We start from the raw sequence: 19,689 nt of genomic DNA, 5'->3' as shown, positions 1-19,689 counted from the left end.
TCTTTTCGTGGTTACATCACGAACGGATTGTCACCGGGCCCGTCGCAACGAATTGACACCGTGCCGTCGTTGGTTGTCTTCAGACGCACCCGTTCTGGGCGGCGACAATATGTCTCCAGCGTCTTGACGGCGAACTCACGCTTGATCGTGCCGTCGGTGCCAAGTACGAATCCACGTCCACCGATGAATTCACGGACGTGGCAATCGGCGTCGGAGCAATAGGCGACGCAGTCCTTGCAGGCATATGCGCCCTCTTTGGCGAATGCCTCACACTGGTCGAACTGTGCCGGCACGAGGATGCGGAATTGCGGTGATTGAAAATAACCGCATTTTTCCACACGCTTACCAGAACCATCCATGTTGACGACCGAGAAGCGGCCCAGGCCGCGATACGCGCTCGGATAGTCAAAATCGCCCGTATGGCGAATATTGGGAATCACGACGTTGCCGTAACGATCGACAGCAATCACTTCTCTTGGCATGTCAGGGGAATCGTCAATGCTGATCGTTGCCATGCCATAGGCATTGGTTCTCACCCGGTCGATGAATGCGCTTTTGATACGCCGGTGATCGTTCTCGCCTTCGAAGCATTGCACTGACCATTCCTTTCCCGTATGCGTAGGGGGACAAAGGTCAGCTGCCGACGCGACTGGGGCAAGAACAACCAACAGAAAAGCCATCATCAGGGTCGCCATCATTTTCACTCCCAAGGTTTGAACGACATCATCCAGCAACGATAACGTTCTCAGCGCCACAGAAAATGCGTTGATTCTCACCTCAGGAGCACGCGCTGGCCCAATCCGCTTAGTTCAGGCGCCCATTGACACCACCGATGCTGTAACGCCCCGCGCCCAGCAGCGCGACTGCCACTGCAGCAAAGAAGAACATCCCCTGCAATTCCAGCGCCCAGCCGCCGGTTTCGTTGAGCGTAAAGAACTGGCTCGTGTGCGCCAGCAGCACGGCGACGATCATGTTGATGGCCACGATCAGCGCGGCAGGACGGGTGAACAGGCCGACCAGGATGAGCAGCGGTGCGACAACTTCGCCGATGTACACCCCGTAGCCAAACACCGCAGGCAAGCCGGCTTTGGCCAGCATGTCGGCCACGAAGCCGATGCCGCCGCTGAGTTTGGCAACGCCGTGGAACAGCAGCATCGCGGCCAAGGCGACGCGCAGCACCAGCTTGCCGGCATCGTTGTTGGTATTCAGTTGTGTGCTCGTGGTGTGCATGATCGTTCTTTCGTGAATGAAAACAAGGTAAATGGTTAATTGAACGCGTAGGCATCCATGGCGAGCACGCCATGTTCGATACTCGTGTGCAGCACTGACGCCGTGGCGTCAAATCCGGCTGCGCCCATTGCCACGAACAGCGGCAGCAGATGTTCTTCGGTCGGATGGTTTTTCGCGGCCATCGGCGCCAGTTGGCGGTAGTCCAGCAGGGCGGCGCGGTCATTGGCGATCAGCCGCTCGCGCATCCACGTGCCGAAGTCGCTGACCCAGCCTGGCGGCGGCGCATCGGCGCTGTGCCCGCGGATTTCATACAGGTTGTGCGTCAGCGATCCCGAGCCGATGACCAGCACGCCCTCCTGGCGCAAGGCCTGCAGCGCCAGGCCGAGTTGCTGATGCAGCGCGGGGGCGGCGCCATGCACGATCGAGATCTGCATGACCGGCACATCGGCGGTCGGATACATCAGGCTGAGCGGAACCCACGCGCCATGGTCCAGGCCCCGTGTCGCACTGCGCCCGACCGGGATGCCGGCAGCGTCGAACAGCGCCGCCGCGCGTTCGGCAGCGGCAGGCGCACCCAGTGCCGGATAGCGCATGTCGAACAGCGCTTGCGGGAAGCCACCAAAGTCGTGAATCGTTTCTGGCTGAGTGGCCAGCGAGACGGCTGGGCCACCAGCGGTTTCCCAGTGCGCCGAGACGACCGCAATTGCGCTTGGCCGTGGCAGTGTCTGGCCCAAGCCCTGCAGGAAGCGGCGTGCCGGGCTGTCCTGCAGCGCAAGCATCGGCGAGCCGTGTGAGACAAAGATCGTGGGCAAATTCATGGTGCACCTCGTTAAGTGATGCGTGCATGGTACCCATGTCCCTGCCGTTGATAAAGCAGGGGAACGTGGTTAGACTGTTTCCTTTTGATTGACAATCCCGCCCAATGGATTTGCTCGGCTCGATGAAAACCTATGTTGCCGTGGTCGACAGCGGCAGCTTCGCCGCTGCGGCGCTCCGGCTAGATGTGTCACGCGCCATGGTCTCCAAGCAAGTGCAAAAGCTGGAAGAGCATCTGGGCACGCGGCTATTGAACCGCACCACGCGACGCCTGAGCCTGACGGAAACCGGCCGCGCCTTCCACGAACGCAGCGTGCAGATTCTGGGGGATGTGAACGAGGCCGAACAGATTGCCGGCCAGATGACAACGCTGCCGCGCGGCGTGCTGCGGGTGACGATTCCACTGTCCTATGCCCAGCATCGCCTGGGCAGCATTATCGGTGCGTACACCCAGGCCTACCCGCAGGTACAGCTCGATATTGCGCTGTCGGACCGCAAGGTCGACCTGGTCGAAGAAGGCTTCGATGTGGCGATCCGGATCGGTGCCCTGCCCCAGTCGGATCTGATCGCGCGCAAGCTGGGCGTCGCGCGCAGCATCGTGTGCGCCTCGCCCGCCTATCTGGCCGCGCACGGCACGCCGCAGACGCCGCACGACCTGAGCCGGCATACGTGCCTGAGCTACTCGCTGAGCGGGGGCGGCGCCGACTGGCGCCTCGAGTCCGCAGGCGAACATCTCATCGTACCGGTGAATGGCCCCATCAGGGCCGACAATGGCGACATGATCCGCCTGGCGGCGCTCGCCGGGGCCGGCATTGTCTTCCAGCCGCACTTTATCGTGGGCGAGGATCTGGCTGCCGGGCGGCTGGTGCAGGTGCTGCCCGGCTGGGAGTCAGCCGAGCTGGGCATCCATGCGCTCTATCCAAGCCGCAAGCATTTGTCGGCCAAGGTGCGCACCTTCGTCGACTTCGTCGTGGCCGCGCTGGCCTGAACCGCCGCGGCCGGCGGCATCAGTACAGCACCACCGAGCGGATCGATTCGCCGCTCTTCATCAGGTCGAACCCTTCATTGATGCGCTCGAGCGGCAGGCGGTGCGTGATCAGGTCGTCGATATTGAGTTTGCCTTCCATATACCAGTCGACGATCTTCGGCACATCGGTGCGGCCGCGCGCGCCACCAAAAGCCGAACCGCGCCACTCGCGGCCCGTCACCAGCTGGAATGGGCGGGTGGCGATTTCTTCGCCAGCGGCTGCCACGCCGATGATGAACGATTTGCCCCAGCCCTTGTGCGTGCATTCGAGCGCCTGGCGCATCGTGTTGACGTTGCCAACGCACTCGAAACTGTAATCGGCGCCGCCATCGGTGATCTGCACAATGGCGTCGACGACGTTCTCGACGTCGTTCGGATTGATGAAATGGGTCATGCCGAACTTGCGCGCCATGGCCTGGCGCGCCGGGTTGATGTCGACGCCGATGATCTTGTCGGCGCCCACCATTTTCGCAGCCTGGATCACGTTCAAACCGATGCCGCCCAGGCCGAACACGACCACGTTGGCGCCCGCTTCGACCTTGGCCGAAAACAGCACTGCGCCCACGCCGGTCGTCACGCCGCAACCGATGTAGCAGACCTTGTCGAACGGAGCATCTTCACGGATTTTCGCCAGCGCGATTTCCGGCACCACGATGTAGTTCGAGAACGTCGACGTGCCCATGTAGTGAAACAGCGGCTTGCCATCGAGCGAAAAACGGCTGGTCGCGTCCGGCATCAGGCCGCGGCCCTGCGTACTGCGGATCGCCTGGCACAGGTTGGTCTTTTGCGACAGGCAGAATTTGCACTGGCGGCATTCCGGCGTGTACAGCGGGATGACGTGGTCGTCTTTCTTCAAACTTGTCACGCCAGGGCCGACATCGACCACGATGCCCGCGCCTTCATGGCCCAGGATCGCCGGGAACAGCCCTTCAGGATCGGCGCCGGACAGCGTGTAGTAATCGGTATGACAAATGCCGGTCGCTTTTAGTTCGATCAGTACTTCGCCCTCGCGCGGGCCTTCCAGGTCGACTTCCTCGATGGTCAATGGCGCGCCGGCGCGCCAGGCAATGGCTGCTTTGGTTTTCATGGTGATGGTCTCTGGCTCAGTAAAAAATGGAATGCAGCCATTCTGCAGGCGCGAGCAGGGCGACCGACGCCACCCGGCCGGAAATGGCAGGATTTGGTGCAATAATGACCGGATCTTCGCCACTGACCGCCCTGCCGATGCCTTCTGCGCCAACTCTGGACACCATCACCGTCGACATCGTCGTCTACCCCGGCTTCAAGGCAATGGAAGCGATCGGCCCCATGTCGGTGTTCGAATACGCCAACCTGCACCTGGCGCGCCAAGGCAAGGCGGCCGGCTACGATGTGCGCGTGGCGTCCTTCAAGACCGGGCCGATCCGCTCGGACACCCTGATGTCGCTCGAAGCCACCAAGGTGGTCAACACCCTGGCCCTGCCCCACACCGCGATGGTGGTCGGTGCGCGCCACATCCAGGCTGCGCTGGTCGAAAGCGCCGCCCTGATCGACTGGATCCGCGACGCCGCCCCGCGCCTTGAACGCCTCAGCGCCCTGTGCTCGGGCGCCTTCTTCCTGGCCGCCGCCGGCGTGCTCGACGGCAAACGCGCTACCACGCACTGGGGCGTGGCCGATCGCCTGCAAGCCGATTTCCCGGCCATCGACATCGATGCCGACGCCATCTTCATCCGCTCCGGCAATGTCTGGACCTCGGCCGGCGTCACGGCCGGCATGGACCTGGCCCTCGCGCTGGTCGAACAGGATTTTGGCCGCGCACTGGCGCTGGACGTGGCCACCGAGATGGTCGTGTATCTGAAGCGCCCGGGTGGCCAGTCGCAGTTCAGCGCCCACCTGCTCAGCGAGCGCACAGCGAAACCGACGATCCGCGAGCTGCAGACCTGGATCCTGGAGAACCTGCACGAGCGCCTGTCGGTCGCCCAGCTGGCGGACAAAGCAATGATGAGCGAGCGCCATATTGCCCGCGTATTCCAGCAAGAGGTGGGTATGAGCACCCAGGAATTCATCGAAACCTGCCGCTTCGAGCGCGCCACGCAGTTGCTGGCCGATGTGGCGCTGCCGCTGAAGACGGTCGCGGCGCGTGCCTGCTTCAGCGACGAGGCGCAGATGCGCCGGGTGTTTCTGAAAAAGCTGGGGATTGCGCCGAAAGTGTATCGCGAACGCTTCGCCACGACGGGTGTCGCGGCAGGCCGCGCAGCCAACCCACACGGCGACTGACCGCCCCGTGCTACGCTACTTTTAATCACCATATGCTGAAAGACTGCGATGCAATTTTCCCTGACACGACCCCTGCAACTGTTAGGACAAATGGCACTGGTCGTTGCCATGCTCGCGCCCTGCACAGCCATGGCTGAACCCGACATGATCTACCTCGTGCGCCATGGCGAAAAAGCCGCTGACGGCAACGACCCGTCGCTCACGCCGCAAGGCCGGCAACGCGCGCAGAATATCGCAACGATGCTGCACCGCGCCGGCATCCAGGCCATCTTCAGCAGCGCCACCGCCCGCACGCTCGAGACGGCGAAACCGCTGTCTGCGTTACTCAGCCTGCCCGTGCAGCAATACGAGGCAGGCAAGCCAGAGCTACTGATCGACAAGGTCAAGGCCCTGCAAGGGCCAGTGCTGGTGGTAGGCCACTCCAATACCCTGCCGGAACTCGTGCGGCTGTTCGGCGGTGCGCCAGGGACCGAGATTGGGGACAACGAATTTGACCGCGTATATCAGCTGGTCAATGGCGCCGACGGCAAAGTGACGACCGTGCTGTTGACGTCGTTGCCGGCGACGCCGTAACGCCAGCACACGTCATTGCCCCACGCCAGTCGACATACTTGCCCTCCGGACAGGCCTGGCATGATCGCCGGCCCCGTCGTACATACCCCCGCACGGCAGCGCCCGGCGTCGTGCAGAATCGACAAGATTGCGTCACAATCAGGTGTCGTCGCGTAGCCGACGACATCGCTCGCAACATACCATCATGCATTCACTAGGAGGCTTACCATGCGCTGGGAAACACCTGAAGCAATTGATTTCCGTTGGGGTTTTGAAATCACCATGTACGTGCTGAACCGTTGATGTTTAATTCCGGCAGGTGCCGATGAACGATCCTGTCATCGGTACCTGCCACTCCGGTTATCAGCGATAACCATGTGAAAGGTTGGATACGCTGTTGAAAATCCGCATTCTTGGTTCGGCAGCGGGAGGTGGTTTTCCGCAGTGGAATTGTAATTGTCTGAACTGCGATGGCATCCGCAATGGCACCATCCAGGCTGTAAGCCGCACCCAATCCTCGATCGCCGTGAGCGACGATGGCATCGACTGGGTCCTGGTCAATGCATCTCCCGACATCCTGGTGCAAATCCGCGCCACCCCCGCCCTGCAACCTGCCCGCGCCGTGCGCGACACCGGTATTGCAGCCGTGCTGCTGATGGACGCACAGATCGACCACGTGACCGGCTTGCTGATGCTGCGCGAGCGCGGCACGCCCCTGCCCCTGTATGCAACGGCCGAAGTACTGGCCGACCTGTCGCAAGCGCTGCCTTTGACGCGCGTGCTTGGCCATTATTGCGGCGTCGAGCCGCACACGCTGGCCATTGACGGCCAGCCATTCCCGATTGCGCCGCTGCGCGACACGACGTTCCTGCCGGTTCCGCTGTCGAGCAAAGCGCCGCCTTATTCGTCGCACCGCAACGACCCGCATCTTGGCGACAATATCGGCCTGATGTTGCACGACAGCGCCAGCGGTGCTCGCGTGTTCTACGCGCCCGGGCTCGGTCAGATGACCGATGCGGTGGAAGCGGCGATGCGCCAGGCCGATGTGCTGCTGGTCGATGGCACCTGCTGGAGCGACGACGAAATGATCACGCTCGGCCTGTCGAAAAAGACGGCCCACATGATGGGCCATCTGCCGCAGTCCGGACCGGGCGGCATGATCGAGGTGCTGGCGCGCATGCCGGCGCGCCGCAAGATCCTCATTCACATCAACAACAGCAATCCGATCCTGCGTGAAGACTCGCCCGAGCGTGCCGAACTGGCCACGCACGGCATCGAGGTCGCGTTCGACGGCATGGACATTACCTTATGACGCCCTCCCCCGATAGCAACGACCTGTTGGCGCCCTGGTCGCGCGCCGAGTTCGAACAGCAGTTGCGGGCGATGGGCAAGAGCTACCATATCCATCATCCGTTCAACCTGCGCATGAATGCCGGGCAATGCTCGCCCGAACAGCTGCGCGGCTGGATCGCCAACCGCTTCTATTACCAGTTCATCATCCCCAAAAAGGATGCGGCGATTCTGTCCAATTGCGACGATCGCGCGACGCGCCGCCTGTGGATCGCGCGCATTCTGGACCATGACGGCTATGACGATTACCAGGGCGACGCCCAGGGCGGCATGGAAGCCTGGACCCAGCTGGGCGAAGCGGCCGGCATTCCCCGCGCCGAACTGTGGTCGCTCCAGCATGTGGTGCCGGCCGTGCGCTTCGCCTGCGACGCGTATGTCGACTTCGCGCGCCGCTCGCCGTGGCAAGAGGCTGTGTGCTCGTCGCTGACCGAAATGTTCGCGCCGCAGATTCACAAGGACCGCCTGGCCGGCTGGCCAACCCAGTATCCGTGGGTGGAACCGGCCGGCCTGCATTATTTCCGCAGCCGCATTCCGCTGGCCCAGCGCGATGTCGATCATGGCCTGGCCGTGACGCTCGACTATTTCACGACCAGGGCGCAGCAGCAGCGCGCACTCGAGATCCTCAAGTTCAAACTGGACATCCTGTGGGCCATGCTGGACGCCATCGAAAAAGCCTATCCGACATGAACGATCCCCTTATCCCCGCCACACCGGCCCTGAACCGGCGCTTTCGCCTGCAATGGGAAGACGCCCAGCAGGCGTACGTGCTGCTGTACCCGGAGGGCATGGTCAAACTGAATGGCAGCGCCGGCGAAATCCTGAAGTGCTGCGACGGCAAGACCACGGTCGACCAGATCGTGCACGACCTGGAAACCAAGTTCCAGGCCACCGGCCTGCGCACCGATATCGAGGGTTTGCTGGCCCACGCCCACCAGCACAAGTGGATCGAATGATGCTGCCCACCGATGTTCCCAAGAGCGGCGCGCCGACCGTGTCGCCGCCCTTCTGGCTGCTGGCCGAATTGACTTACCAATGCCCGCTGCACTGCGCGTTTTGCTATAACCCGCTCAATTACGATGCGGTGCGCAATGAATTGACGACGGGCGAATGGGTGCGGGTGATGCGCGAAGCGCGCGCGCTGGGCGCCGTGCAGCTGGGGTTTTCGGGGGGCGAACCGCTGATGCGCGACGACCTCGAAGAACTGGTCGCCGAAGCGCGCCGCCTGGGCTTTTACAGCAACCTGATCACGTCGGGTGTCGGCCTGAATGAAACCCGCATCGCAGCGCTCAAGAACGCCGGGCTGGATCATATCCAGTTGTCGTTCCAGGATTCGACCCGTGAGCTCAACGATTTCCTGAGCAGCACCAAGACATTTGACCTCAAGCTCAAAGTCGCCAAGCTGATCAAGCAATACGATTACCCGATGGTGATGAATTGCGTGCTGCATCGCTATAACCTGCCGCATGTCGGCAAGATCATCGAGATGGCGCTGGCGCTGGGCGCCGAATACCTGGAGCTGGCCAATACGCAGTACTACGGCTGGGCCATGAAGAACCGCAACCAGCTGATGCCCACGCTCGAGCAGGTGCGCGACGCCGAACGCGTGGTGGCGCAATACCGCGAGCGCATTGGCGACGCCTGCAAGCTGCTGTTCGTGGTGCCCGATTACTTCGAGGACCGCCCCAAGGCCTGCATGAATGGCTGGGGTGCGGTGTTTCTCGGTGTGGCGCCGGACGGCGTGGCGCTGCCCTGCCACAATGCGCGCGACCTGCCCGGCCTGAACCTGCCGAACGTGCGCGACGTGGGCCTGGCGGACATCTGGCGCACCAGCACCGCGTTCAATGCCTACCGTGGCAATGACTGGATGCAGGAGCCATGCCGTAGCTGCGACGAAAAAGGACGCGACCTGGGTGGCTGCCGCTGCCAGGCATTCATGCTGGCCGGTGACGCGGCAGCAACCGACCCCGTCTGCAGCAAGTCGCCCAAGCGCGGCGAAGTCGACAAGGTGATCCGCTTTGCGAGCCAGCGCCCGGCCGGGCTGGACAACGGCCACGTGATCGAGCAGCCGATCGTGTTTCGCACGAATGCGAATTCACGCAATCTTCTGCAGACCGACACGTAAGGCGTACCGGTCCGCAGGGGCCGAGTTACAGCGCCGTATCCGTGCGCAGCACCGGATACAGATTCAACCGCTCGTCATATGATGAATGCCGCTTGGCGAAGAACGCCAGGCGCGCCTGCGGGTCCTTGGCAAACGCCGGGTCCGACGCCAGGCGCTGGGCAAATTCAGCCGCCACTTTCGGATCGGCCGCCATCTGCTCGCGCGCCACGTCTTCGGCGACGTAGTCTTCCATGTATTCCTTGCGCTCGAAGGCCGTATTGAACGTGCCCCAGGCCAGCAGTGAATCCGGTGCCTGCGGCTCGAACATCGCCACCACCAGCCGCGCCTTCGGCTGCGCAATCGGCACGAACAGCGAACCGGCCGTCACCGCGCGGGGTTCAGCCGTCCACTTGCCAGTGACCGTCAGGCGCTGGTGCCCTTCGACCGAGGCGGCGTCCAGCGTCGCCTTGTCGGCGCGGAAGGTCTCGACATTGGCGCGAGCAATGCCCTGGTCCAGCTTGCGGAACACGACGCCATGCTGGCGCAGCTTCTCGCCGACGATCGCCGCTTGCGCAGCCGGTACGATGTAGCCGGCGCCCGGGGCCGTCACTTCCACGTCGGCGACAACCTCGTCTCGCAGTGGCACGCGCCACACCTGCGGCTTTGTTTCATCGTAGCGCGTCATCAGGCCGCCCGAGATTTCGGATGGCTTGCGCGTGTATTCGTAACCGTTGAAGTTGACCATCTCGGTCTTGTCGGTGGTGCGGTAGTTCAGTGCCACCTTCTTGTTGCCCAGTTTTGCGGCGCGCGCGTCGGCCGCGTAGGCCGCCTTTTGCCAGTCCGCGCCGTGCTTTGCGATCTGGTTCAGCAACGACACCACGGTGTTGCGGGTGATGCGTACGCGCACCGGGTACTCTTTCCACGAGTGCGTTTCCACCAGCATCGCCATGCGGTTACGCAGCTGGAAGTAGCCGGTCGAGAAACGCGGGTCCGACACGCCGTCCTCGAAGCCCGACATCGGATCGTCCTGCTTCACGAACGACATGTAGTACGACTGCGGCGTCGAGCCTTCTTTCGCAATGTCCTTGATGACATTGGTGCGCAGCGCCAGGCCAGCCTTGCGGAATTCTGCGTCGCCCGAATACACCGGCTCGACCTGGATCGAGATATCGTGCTGGAACTTGGCGCCGTTGGTTGCGTGCAGGTCGACATAGGTCAGCGGATCCCAGGCATTCACCAGGCCCAGCATCGCCTGCATTTCCGGCGCGTCGGCCTTCAGGTAGTCGCGGTTCAGATTCAGGTTCTGGGCGGTGGTGCGCCAGCCCATTTCCACCGGGCCGCGCTGGTTCGGGCGGTTCCATTTGCCAAAGCGCTCGTGCCCGTCGACGTTAAACACCGGCACGAACAGCAGTACCTGCTTGTCGAGCGCGCCCTTGCCCGCGCGGCCTTCGAGGATTTCGCGCAGCGCCAGGAAACCCGCATCCTTGCCGTCGATCTCGCCGGCGTGGATGCCGCCCTGGATCAGCGTAACGGGCAAGCCCGCCTTTTTGGCAGCCGCAGGCGTGAACACGCCGTTGTTGTTGACCACCAGCGCCTTCATCGGGCGGCCTTCCGGCGTGATGCCGAAGTCGATGCACTGGACCTGCTTCGGATACGCCTGCGCAAAGGCGGTGCACAGCGCGATCGTTTCATCGTAGCGGCCGGTGGCCTGGAAGCCGGAGCGTTCCGAGATCGTCGTCAGATCGGGGGTAGCGGCGTACGCCAGAGGGAATGCAGACAGCAGGGCCAGCAGTAACGCAGAACGAATCATCGAGAAGCTCCGGCAGGTGACAGGGAAGCCGACGATTATAGACGTGTTCTTGCCAAAAAGTTCAGTTCTGGAAACGCAAAGGGCGGCGCGCCAATTGGCCACGCCGCCCGTCAAGACAGACGATGCGCGCTAGCGCGGTGGTGCGCCGGGCGTGGTCATGATCGAAATTTCCTTGACCTGCGGCCGCACGATTTCCATCGGCGCGACGCGGGCGCGGCTCGTCGTCGAAACCGGGCACGCCTGCGTCGCGCGGTAGGTCAGCGCGGCGGCCAGCAAACCTTCGTTCTGGTCGCCCACCGGCCGTGTCAGGTCGTCGCTGACCTGGCAGGTCGGCGCAAAGCCATCGGTGAAGTCACCAAAGCCCTTGTTGTTGACGCCCTTGAACTCGATCGAGAAATAGGTCGTGCCGCAGTTCGGCACCGGCGTGAAGCCGTATGGCTTGCCGCAGGTGGTGCCACCGATCTGGATGACCTCGACGTCGGCGCCGCGCAAGCCATTGATCACCGATTCGCTGGCCGAGCAGGTGCCGGCCGTGCTCAGCACCGTTACGCGTTTCAGGCCCAGGGTCGGCAGCGGCGTACCGGTGCGCACCGGATTGCTCGAAGCGAAGCCCCACGCGGTCGAGCGGAACAGCAGTGGCGCTTCGCGCGGCAACTTGTCGTTGTACTGCGATTGCTCGAACACCTTGCCATTCGTCGATTCCGGTCCCGACACCATGTACGCCAGCTGGCTCGCCAGGTACAGCAGGCCGCCACCGTTGTAGCGGATGTCGAGCACCAGGTCGTTCACGCCGGCCTGGCGGAACGTGGTGAAGGCGTCGATCAGCTGCTTTTCGGAGACCGCGTTGAAGGTGTCAAAGGTCAGGTAGCCGACCTTGCCGGTCGCGGTCTCGATGATCTTGACGTTCTTGACCGGTGCGATGCGCACCTCGGCGCCCGTCATCGTCACCTCGATCGGCACGCCACCGCGCTGCAGCGTGAAGCGGTGCGCACTGCCGGCCGTCTCAGGGAACAGGGCATCGTTGATGCGCGCGATCGATGCCGCGTCGGTCGTGTTGACGAAATCGATGCCATCGATCTTTGTCAGCAGGTCGCCGCGCAGCAGGCCCGCAGCGGCGGCTGGCGAACCCGGCTCCACGGCCGTGATCAGCCAGGTGCGCGGCGCTGTGCCGTTCGCGTTGCGCGACCACGTGATGCCGTAGCCCAGGTCGATGCCCTGCGTCTGCATCGCTTCCCATTCGGCGGTCGGATAGGTGAAGTGGTAGCGGTCCTTGGCTTGCCCGGTGGCCGTCACGGCCGGCGTCTTGAGCACGTCGAAGTAGGCGATGGCGCTCTTGAAATCGGCCATCTTGTAGGTATTCGGGACTTCGTTGTACCAGAGGTAGTACTGGTTGGTCCAGGCGCGCAGGAATTTCAGCTCGTCCAGCAGCGTGCCCTGCACATCAGGGAAAGCCACACCGTTCGCATCGAAGCCCGTGCGCGGCGCGGCGCACTTGTTCCAGTAACTGCCATAGGCGTCGCCGAGCAGGTTGGGATTGAGGTCTTCCGGCGTGGCGCTGGTACCGGTCGGGGTCGGTGCTGGCGTGACCGGCGCCGTTGGGGTATCCGCCACCGACGGCCGCGCACCCACACCGGGGGAGCCGCCACCGCCACCGCACCCGGCAAGCACGAACAGCGCGGCAAGCGCGCTTGACATCAGACGGACGGGAACGGCCTTGCGCGGGGGGGAGAATGTCGGGCTCATGCAAATGATTATAGACGGCGGTTTTACTGCACAACACCACCAAATGTCACAGTTGACGCCAGGCGACAACGAAGCATGCCAAGGCGACAAGGATGTAAAAGAGCCGCCGGCGCACAGGGTGCGCCGGCGTGATCAAAACACCATCAAGCTGCGCGCGGTGCTGCGCCTGCCGGCGCATGGAATGCCGCCAGCAGCGCCGCTTCTTTCGCCTTCGCCGCTTTCAGGTGCCGTTCCTTGACGTGCCCGTAGCCACGGATGTCTTCCGGAATGCTGGCCACCGCCACGGCCTGCGCCAGGTTCTCGTCCGTGAGCTTGGGCAGCAATGCCGCCACCGTCGCGCGGTACTCGCCGATCAGGGCGCGCTCGACGCGGCGCTCGGCGGTATAGCCGAACACGTCGAACGCGGTGCCGCGCAGGCCCTTGAACTTTGCCAGCACGCCGAACGCGCGCATCATCCACGGGCCGAACTCCTGCTTGATGGCGCGACCTTCCTTGTCGTGCCTGGCCAGCAGCGGGGGAGCCAGGTGGAACTTGAGCGTGATATCGCCTTCGAACATATTGGCGATTTTTTCACGGAACGCCGGATCGGTGTGCAGCCGCGCGACTTCGTACTCGTCCTTGTACGCCATCAGTTTGTACAGGTACTTGGCCACCGCTTCCGACAGGCGCGTGCCCTTGCCCAGGCGCGCTTCCTGCGCCCTGACCTGCTCGACGAACGCCGTGTACTGGCCCGCATACGCCGCGTCCTGGTACGCCGTGAGCAGCTCGACCCGGCGCTTGACGACATCGTCGAGCGTCTGCATGCGCTTGAACTCGATCACCTTGGCCGGCATCGCCGATTTGCTGACGGCCGCCAGGTCGTGTCCGGCGCTGCGGCCCCAGTTGAAGGCCGCCTTGTTGAACGCGACCGACACGCCATTGAGCTCGATGGCTTTCATCAGCGAGGCTTCGTGCAGCGGCACGCGGCCCTTCTGGAACGCGTAACCGAGCATGAACATATTGGTGGCGATCGCGTCGCCCAGCAGCGCCGTGGCGATGCTGCCGGCGTCGAGGAATTCGACGTTGGCCTTGCCGCAGGCTTGCTCGATCGCGCCGCGTGAACCTTCGGCCGGGAATTGCCAGTCCGGGTTCTTCACGAACGCGGCGGTGGTGGCAGTGCTCGAATTGACGGCGGCCCAGGTACGGCCTTCGCCCATGCGCGACAAGGCATCGCGGCTGGCCGTGACGATCTGGTCGCAGCCGATCACGAGGTCGGCGCTGCCGGTGCCCACGCGCGTCGAGTGCAGATCGGCCTGGTGCTCGGCCAGGCGCACGTGCGACATCACCGGGCCGCCCTTCTGGGCCAGGCCGCTCTGGTCGAGCACGATCGCGCCCTTGCCTTCGACGTGCGCTGCCACCGCCAGGATCTGGCCGACTGTGACGACACCGGTGCCGCCCACGCCGGCCACGAGAATGCCGAATGGCGTGGCAACCGATGGAATGACGGGTTCCGGCAATACCGGCGGCGCGGCGTCGGATGCAGCAGCCTTCTTCGGCTTTTTCAGGCCGCCGCCTTCGACGGTAACGAAGCTCGGGCAGAAGCCCGACACGCACGAATAATCCTTGTTGCACGAAGACTGGTTGATCTGGCGCTTGCGGCCCAGTTCAGTTTCGAGCGGCTCGACCGACAGACAGTTGGACTGCACCGAGCAATCGCCGCAGCCTTCGCAGACGGCCTCGTTGATCACGGCGCGCTTGGCCGGGTCGGGGAATTCGCCTTTCTTCCGGCGCCGGCGTTTTTCGGAAGCGCAGGTCTGGTCATAGATCACGGCCGACACGCCGGGCATCTCGCGCAGTTCGCGCTGCACGTCCATCAGTTCGGAGCGATGGCGCACCGTGGTGCCGGGCGCCCAAGCGTAGTCGCTCGGGTATTTGTCCGGCTCGTCGGTGACGACGATGATGGGCGTGACGCCTTCGGCTGCGATCTGGCGGCTGATCATGCCCGGGTCGAGCGGGCCGTCGACGTTCTGGCCGCCCGTCATCGCAACCGCGTCGTTGTAGAGGATCTTGTAGGTGATGTTGACCTTAGCGGCCACCGCGGCGCGGATCGCCAGGATCCCCGAGTGGAAGTAGGTACCGTCGCCCAGATTGACGAACACGTGCTTTTCGTCGGTGAACGGCGACTGGCCGATCCAGGTCGTGCCTTCGGCGCCCATGTGCGTGAAGGTCGACGTTTCACGGTCCATCCACAGCACCATGTAGTGGCAGCCGATGCCGGCCATCGCGCGCGAGCCTTCCGGTACCTTGGTCGAGCTGTTGTGCGGGCAGCCCGAGCAGAAATACGGGATGCGGTCGGTTTCCGGATTCGGCTTGGCCGGGATATTGCGCAGCACCAGCTCTTTCGCTTCGAGGAAGGCGATGCGCTGAGCGACGCGCTCGGCAACGGGGTGGCCGGCGCAGTAGTGCCCGATACGCGAGGCAATGGCGCGCGCGATCTGCGCCGGGTTCAGCTCGTACGTGGCCGGCAGCAGCCAGTCGCCGTGACCCATGCGGTTCTTGTTGCTCCACTCGCCCGTGTCGTCGAACTTGCCGACCACGCGCGGACGCTCGCCGTCGGGCAGGTTGTACAGCTCTTCCTTGAGCGCGTATTCCATGACCTGGCGCTTTTCTTCGACCACCAGGATTTCATCGAGGCCCCGTGCGAACTCATGCACGCCTTCGGCTTCGAGCGGCCAGGTCATGCCGACCTTGTACAGGCGCAGGCCAATGTCCTGCGCGGCCTGCTCGTCGATGCCGAGGTCGGCCAGCGCCTGGCGCGTGTCCAGATAGCTCTTGCCGGCGGTGATGATGCCGATCTTTGGCTGCGGGCTGTCCCAGATGATGCGGTTGAGCTTGTTGGCGCGCGCATAGGCCAGCGCGGCATACCATTTGTGGTTGCTCATCCGCACTTCCTGGTCCAGCACGGCGTCCGGCCAGCGGATGTTCAGGCCGCCCTCGGGCAGCTGGAAGTCGGTCGGGATCACGGTCTGCACGCGGTCCGGATCGAGGTCGACAACGGCGCCCGATTCGATGATGTCGGTCACGCATTTCATCGATACCCACAGGCCCGTATAGCGGCTCATGGCCCAGGCGTGCAGGCCGAAGTCGATGTACTCCTGCACCGACGACGGGTACAGCACCGGGATGCCGCAGTGGGTCAGGATGTGGTCGGACTGGTGCGCGGTGGACGACGACTTGGCCGCGTGGTCGTCGCCGGCCAGCACCAGCACGCCGCCGTATTGCGACGAGCCGGCGTTGTTGCCATGCTTGAACACGTCGCCGCAGCGGTCGACGCCCGGGCCTTTGCCGTACCACATCGAGAACACGCCGTCGTACTTCGCGTCCTTGTACAGATTGGTTTGCTGGGTGCCCCAGACAGCGGTCGCTGCCAGGTCTTCGTTCATGCCGGGATGGAACTTGACGTGGTGCGCGTCGAGGTGCGCCTTGGCCTTCATCGCGGTCTGGTCGACCGAGGTGACGGGCGAGCCGCGGTAGCCGGTGATGTAGCCGGCCGTGTTCAGGCCGGCCTTGACGTCGCGCTCGCGCTGCAGCATCGGCAGGCGGATCAGCGCCTGCGTGCCGGTCATGAAGGCGCGGCCGCGCTCGAGCGTCCATTTGTCGTCGAGCGTGATGTCTTGTGCGGGTGCGGATGCGGGCGGCGACGCCAGGTGGGCGCGGTCCAGGGGTGCGTTCATTGTGTCTCCAAGAAACTGGTGGCGGTTGCCGGAAGCGGTGCATTTCCTGCATCTCGCTTCTTGGCGGGAGTGGTCTCCCGTCTTGCGCCAGTATAGACCTGCCCCCCCAGCATTAAATTCCAAACAATTCCCCCTCCTTCTTGAATTGCGCAATAAAATTGCCATACAAAAGACCGACGTGGGGAAGGTATGTCAAAGATTGAGCTGGATAAAACAGATCGTAAAATTCTGGAGATTTTGCAGAATGACGGCCGCTTGTCGAACCAGGATGTGGCCGAACGCGTGAACCTGTCGCCGTCGCCCTGCCTGCGCCGCATCAAGCGGTTAGAGGAAGCGGGCGTGATCCGCCAGTACGTCGCACTGCTCGACTCGGACAAGATCGGGCTGGGCTTGCTGGCGTACGTGAACGTGCGGCTGGAAAAGCACAGCGAAGTGGCCAGCACCACGCGCCAGCCGGGTCTGCCGGCAACGTCCCCGCGCAACGATTTTGCGGTCTCGGTGGGCAGCTGGCCGGAAGTCGTCGCCTGCTATGCGATGACGGGCGACATGGACTTTTTGCTGCGCGTGCATGTGGGCGACATGGACCACTTCTCGCGCTTCATGATGGGCACGCTGCTCAAGCATCCGGCCGTGCTGGACGTGAAGTCGAGCTTTGCGCTGCAGCGGATCAAGGAAACGACGGCGATGCCGCTGGTGTGAATTACTGCCGCGGCTTTCGTGGCGTGAAGAACTTCACGGCGGCCCGCGTATTGGCCTTGACCGTGTAATCGATCGCCGCGAACTGCTCCTCGAGCGCCTCGGCCATCACGCTGCCCGGGCTGGGCGGTGGCAATTCGAGGTGGGCGTCGGCTTCGCCGTATTCGCGCGTGACGACCATCCCGGCTTTCTTTGCGATATGCATCATCGTCTTGTTGGACGTCAGACACTGCATATAGAGCGTGTCGACGTCCGAATTGCGGCAGTGGATCGCCGCGCGCTGGAACAGGCGCGTGCCCACGCCCTGCCCGCGCGCCGAGCTTGACACCGACACGCCGAACTCGGCCACCTGGGCCTTGGCCGTGCCGGTGCGCCCTTCGGTCGGCGCGAACGCCAGGTGCCCCATGCCCACCAGCTGGAACACATTGCTCACGACACCGAAAACGATGTCGCGCTCGAAATCGAGCTTGCCGACATACGCCGTGATGCCGTCGTCGGACATCATGCTGCCAAAGCGCAGCAGGCGGTCATCCTTGTCGAGCGCGAGCAGATGGCGCAGCACGCGGCGACGGTCGCGCTCGTGCAATTCCTTGACCAGGACCGGCGGCTGCCCCTTCTTGCCGCGCAAGCCCTGTAACCAGCGGCGTAATGGATTGTCCAGCATGTTCACACCTTCCCGTCGCGACAACCTGTCGATGTCGTCTCTGAATCTTAGCCGATCCGGTCGGCGCCTGCCGCGCTTGTGCTGCCGGCCGCGCCCTCTTTCGGACGCTCGCGCCGCGCCTGCTCGGGCGCCAGCCCTGCCGGGTCGTCTTCATCGCGCCATTGCGCCTGCTCGCTGACCACGAAGCGGCCCTTGCCGGCCTGCTTGGCAGCGTACATGGCCTTGTCGGCCTCGGCCAGCAACGTGTCCTGCCCGCGCGCCGCACCCATCTGGCCGCGCGCACTGGCGATGCCGATGCTGGCCGAGATTTTCACGGCATGGCCGTCGGCCTCGGTGATCGATTCGATTTCTGCCAGCGCCAGGCGGGCCACGCGCAGCGCGCCGTCGCGCGACGTCACGTCTTCGAGCAGGATAACGAATTCATCGCCGCCCAGGCGCGCCAGCGCATCTTCGGCGCGCAGCTTGGCCTGCACGCGGCGCGCGACGGTCTTGAGCACCAGGTCGCCGGTCGCGTGGCCCCAGGTATCGTTGACTGCCTTGAAGCCGTCCAGGTCGATGAACATCAGCACCACGACGCTGTCACGGCGGTCGGCCCGGGCCAGCGCCCGTTCGAGCAGACGGGTCAGTTGCCGGTAATTGATCAGGCCGGTCAAGCTGTCATGCTGGGCCAGGCGCTCGAGCTGGACCGACTGCGCCTGCAGCTCGGCGGTGCGCTCGACCACGCGCTGCTCGAGCGTTTCGTTGGCCGATTGCAAGCGGCGGTTGACGACACCGATGATCCGGTAACTGCGGCGCAGGCGCACGCCGGCATACGCCAGCAGCACCAGCAACAGGCCGGAATACGCCGCCAGGTAGCCACGAAAACGCTGACGCTCGAGCAGGACGGTGGTGAACGAGCGCTCGAATTCCTGCTCCAGACGATCGAGCACGACATCGCTGCCGACCGCAGCGATCTGCGCTTCGAGCTGGTTTTCCAGCGGGCGCTTCTCGAGGATCACGCGGCTGCTCAGGATCACGGCGTCCATCTTCTCGATGACGGCCGGCGAAAAGGCGATCTGCTGGGCGGCGACGTTGCCCAGGATTTCTTCGATACGGGTCGCCAGCAACGGCGATGGCGCGATGTTGTAGCGCAGGATGTCGCTCAGCAGCGCATTGAGGGTCGTGTCGAGCCGTACGACGAACTGGGCCGGCGCCAGCGCGCCTTCGATGCCCGAAATTTCGGTTTTCAGGTCGGCCACGGCCGGTGGCATGTGCAGCAGCGCTGCGCGCAGGCGCGGATTGTGCCGCGCGAACTCGGCCACCAGCATTTCCTTGTTGCGCAGCGCCACTTTCAGCTGGGCGCAGGCCTCGGCGGCGGCGCGGCTGCCGGTGAGCGGCGCGGCTTCTTCCAGGCGCGCCATCAGGATGCGCATGCGCGGCAATTGCGAGCTCAGGTCGGGCCGAAGCGCGGCGCGACCGGTGTGGGCACGCAACAGGTTGGCGTCCCACTCGGCGTCGAGCTTTTCGAATTCACGCAGGTTGAGCAGGACGTTGCTGCGCACTTCGGGGTCGATGACCTCGGTGCGGCTGTACAGGAATACCAGCAGCGCGCTCATCAATACGACGGCCAGAGTCGCCAATAACAGGCGGCGGCGCCGTACCCAACTCCCTACCCGCCGTCCCAGCATCCTGAACATCGTTTTTCTCCAACGCAACAATTGACCATATTGAAGAATAGCAAAACGCTGGGCC

General features: G+C 63.7%; 18 protein-coding genes. 9 read left to right on the top strand and 9 right to left on the bottom strand.

The window, feature by feature from the left end; translation table 11 throughout:
- Positions 1-11 precede the first annotated feature (11 nt).
- The 3 genes from AC56LY_RS21150 to AC56LY_RS21140 all read right to left on the bottom strand — a co-directional run bounded on the left by AC56LY_RS21150 (position 12) and on the right by AC56LY_RS21140 (position 2,048).
- The gene (locus AC56LY_RS21150) at positions 12-698 is read right to left on the bottom strand and encodes a hypothetical protein (RefSeq protein WP_499582927.1); all 687 of its coding nucleotides are present in this window, start codon (positions 696-698) and stop codon (positions 12-14) included.
- 106 nt (positions 699-804) lie between these two features.
- On the bottom strand, positions 805-1,230 hold the full coding sequence (locus AC56LY_RS21145) for a DoxX family protein (RefSeq protein ID WP_499582925.1): 426 nt from the start codon (positions 1,228-1,230) through the stop codon (positions 805-807).
- Positions 1,231-1,265: 35 nt separating this feature from the next.
- The gene (locus AC56LY_RS21140) at positions 1,266-2,048 is read right to left on the bottom strand and encodes a DODA-type extradiol aromatic ring-opening family dioxygenase (RefSeq protein ID WP_499582923.1); all 783 of its coding nucleotides are present in this window, start codon (positions 2,046-2,048) and stop codon (positions 1,266-1,268) included.
- Between the two features lie 122 nt (positions 2,049-2,170).
- Here AC56LY_RS21140 and AC56LY_RS21135 point away from each other — a divergent pair, with 122 nt between their 5' ends.
- Positions 2,171-3,034 carry a LysR family transcriptional regulator gene (locus AC56LY_RS21135; protein ID WP_499582921.1) on the top strand — a complete coding sequence of 288 codons (864 nt, stop codon included), beginning with the start codon at positions 2,171-2,173 and terminating at the stop codon, positions 3,032-3,034.
- A gap of 19 nt (positions 3,035-3,053) precedes the next feature.
- Here the strand turns inward: AC56LY_RS21135 and AC56LY_RS21130 are convergent, their stop codons facing one another.
- Positions 3,054-4,160, bottom strand: coding sequence for an S-(hydroxymethyl)glutathione dehydrogenase/class III alcohol dehydrogenase (locus tag AC56LY_RS21130; protein WP_499582919.1), 1,107 nt, complete (start codon positions 4,158-4,160; stop codon positions 3,054-3,056).
- 104 nt (positions 4,161-4,264) lie between these two features.
- Here AC56LY_RS21130 and AC56LY_RS21125 point away from each other — a divergent pair, with 104 nt between their 5' ends.
- The 7 genes from AC56LY_RS21125 to pqqE all read left to right on the top strand — a co-directional run bounded on the left by AC56LY_RS21125 (position 4,265) and on the right by pqqE (position 9,353).
- Positions 4,265-5,329, top strand: coding sequence for a GlxA family transcriptional regulator (locus AC56LY_RS21125; protein WP_499582917.1), 1,065 nt, complete (start codon positions 4,265-4,267; stop codon positions 5,327-5,329).
- 129 nt (positions 5,330-5,458) lie between these two features.
- A complete protein-coding gene (locus AC56LY_RS21120; RefSeq protein ID WP_499582915.1) occupies positions 5,459-5,902 on the top strand; it encodes a SixA phosphatase family protein in 444 nt (147 codons plus the stop codon).
- A 207-nt stretch (positions 5,903-6,109) separates the two neighbouring features.
- A complete protein-coding gene (gene pqqA / locus AC56LY_RS21115) occupies positions 6,110-6,184 on the top strand; it encodes a pyrroloquinoline quinone precursor peptide PqqA (protein ID WP_183555285.1) in 75 nt (24 codons plus the stop codon).
- A gap of 91 nt (positions 6,185-6,275) precedes the next feature.
- Positions 6,276-7,193 carry a pyrroloquinoline quinone biosynthesis protein PqqB gene (gene pqqB, locus AC56LY_RS21110; protein WP_499583464.1) on the top strand — a complete coding sequence of 306 codons (918 nt, stop codon included), beginning with the start codon at positions 6,276-6,278 and terminating at the stop codon, positions 7,191-7,193.
- Positions 7,190-7,918 carry a pyrroloquinoline-quinone synthase PqqC gene (pqqC, locus tag AC56LY_RS21105; protein ID WP_499582913.1) on the top strand — a complete coding sequence of 243 codons (729 nt, stop codon included), beginning with the start codon at positions 7,190-7,192 and terminating at the stop codon, positions 7,916-7,918. Before pqqB ends, pqqC begins: the two co-directional genes overlap by 4 nt.
- On the top strand, positions 7,915-8,184 hold the full coding sequence (pqqD, locus tag AC56LY_RS21100) for a pyrroloquinoline quinone biosynthesis peptide chaperone PqqD (RefSeq protein ID WP_499582911.1): 270 nt from the start codon (positions 7,915-7,917) through the stop codon (positions 8,182-8,184). Before pqqC ends, pqqD begins: the two co-directional genes overlap by 4 nt.
- Complete coding sequence (gene pqqE, locus AC56LY_RS21095; RefSeq protein ID WP_499582909.1) at positions 8,181-9,353, top strand: pyrroloquinoline quinone biosynthesis protein PqqE; 1,173 nt, start codon at positions 8,181-8,183, stop codon at positions 9,351-9,353. Before pqqD ends, pqqE begins: the two co-directional genes overlap by 4 nt.
- 25 nt (positions 9,354-9,378) lie before the next feature.
- On the opposite strand, the gene AC56LY_RS21090 is transcribed toward pqqE, so the two are convergent.
- The 3 genes from AC56LY_RS21090 to AC56LY_RS21080 all read right to left on the bottom strand — a co-directional run bounded on the left by AC56LY_RS21090 (position 9,379) and on the right by AC56LY_RS21080 (position 16,598).
- Positions 9,379-11,142, bottom strand: coding sequence for a M14 family metallopeptidase (locus tag AC56LY_RS21090; protein ID WP_499582907.1), 1,764 nt, complete (start codon positions 11,140-11,142; stop codon positions 9,379-9,381).
- Between the two features lie 129 nt (positions 11,143-11,271).
- Positions 11,272-12,837, bottom strand: coding sequence for a S41 family peptidase (locus tag AC56LY_RS21085; protein WP_499582905.1), 1,566 nt, complete (start codon positions 12,835-12,837; stop codon positions 11,272-11,274).
- A 191-nt stretch (positions 12,838-13,028) separates the two neighbouring features.
- On the bottom strand, positions 13,029-16,598 hold the full coding sequence (locus tag AC56LY_RS21080) for an indolepyruvate ferredoxin oxidoreductase family protein (protein ID WP_499582903.1): 3,570 nt from the start codon (positions 16,596-16,598) through the stop codon (positions 13,029-13,031).
- A 189-nt stretch (positions 16,599-16,787) separates the two neighbouring features.
- On the opposite strand from AC56LY_RS21080, the gene AC56LY_RS21075 reads away from it, so the two are divergent.
- Positions 16,788-17,297, top strand: coding sequence for an Lrp/AsnC family transcriptional regulator (locus AC56LY_RS21075; protein ID WP_183554481.1), 510 nt, complete (start codon positions 16,788-16,790; stop codon positions 17,295-17,297).
- Position 17,298: 1 nt separating this feature from the next.
- Here the strand turns inward: AC56LY_RS21075 and AC56LY_RS21070 are convergent, their stop codons facing one another.
- On the bottom strand, positions 17,299-17,958 hold the full coding sequence (locus AC56LY_RS21070; protein ID WP_499582901.1) for a GNAT family N-acetyltransferase: 660 nt from the start codon (positions 17,956-17,958) through the stop codon (positions 17,299-17,301).
- 47 nt (positions 17,959-18,005) lie between these two features.
- A complete protein-coding gene (locus tag AC56LY_RS21065) occupies positions 18,006-19,553 on the bottom strand; it encodes a diguanylate cyclase (protein ID WP_499582899.1) in 1,548 nt (515 codons plus the stop codon).
- Positions 19,554-19,689 lie beyond the last annotated feature (136 nt).

The sequence above is a fragment of the Telluria sp. ZT3P25 genome, assembly GCF_059685895.1.
Note: the sequence above shows the minus strand (reverse complement) of the source record. Positions and strands in the feature narration are given on the sequence as shown.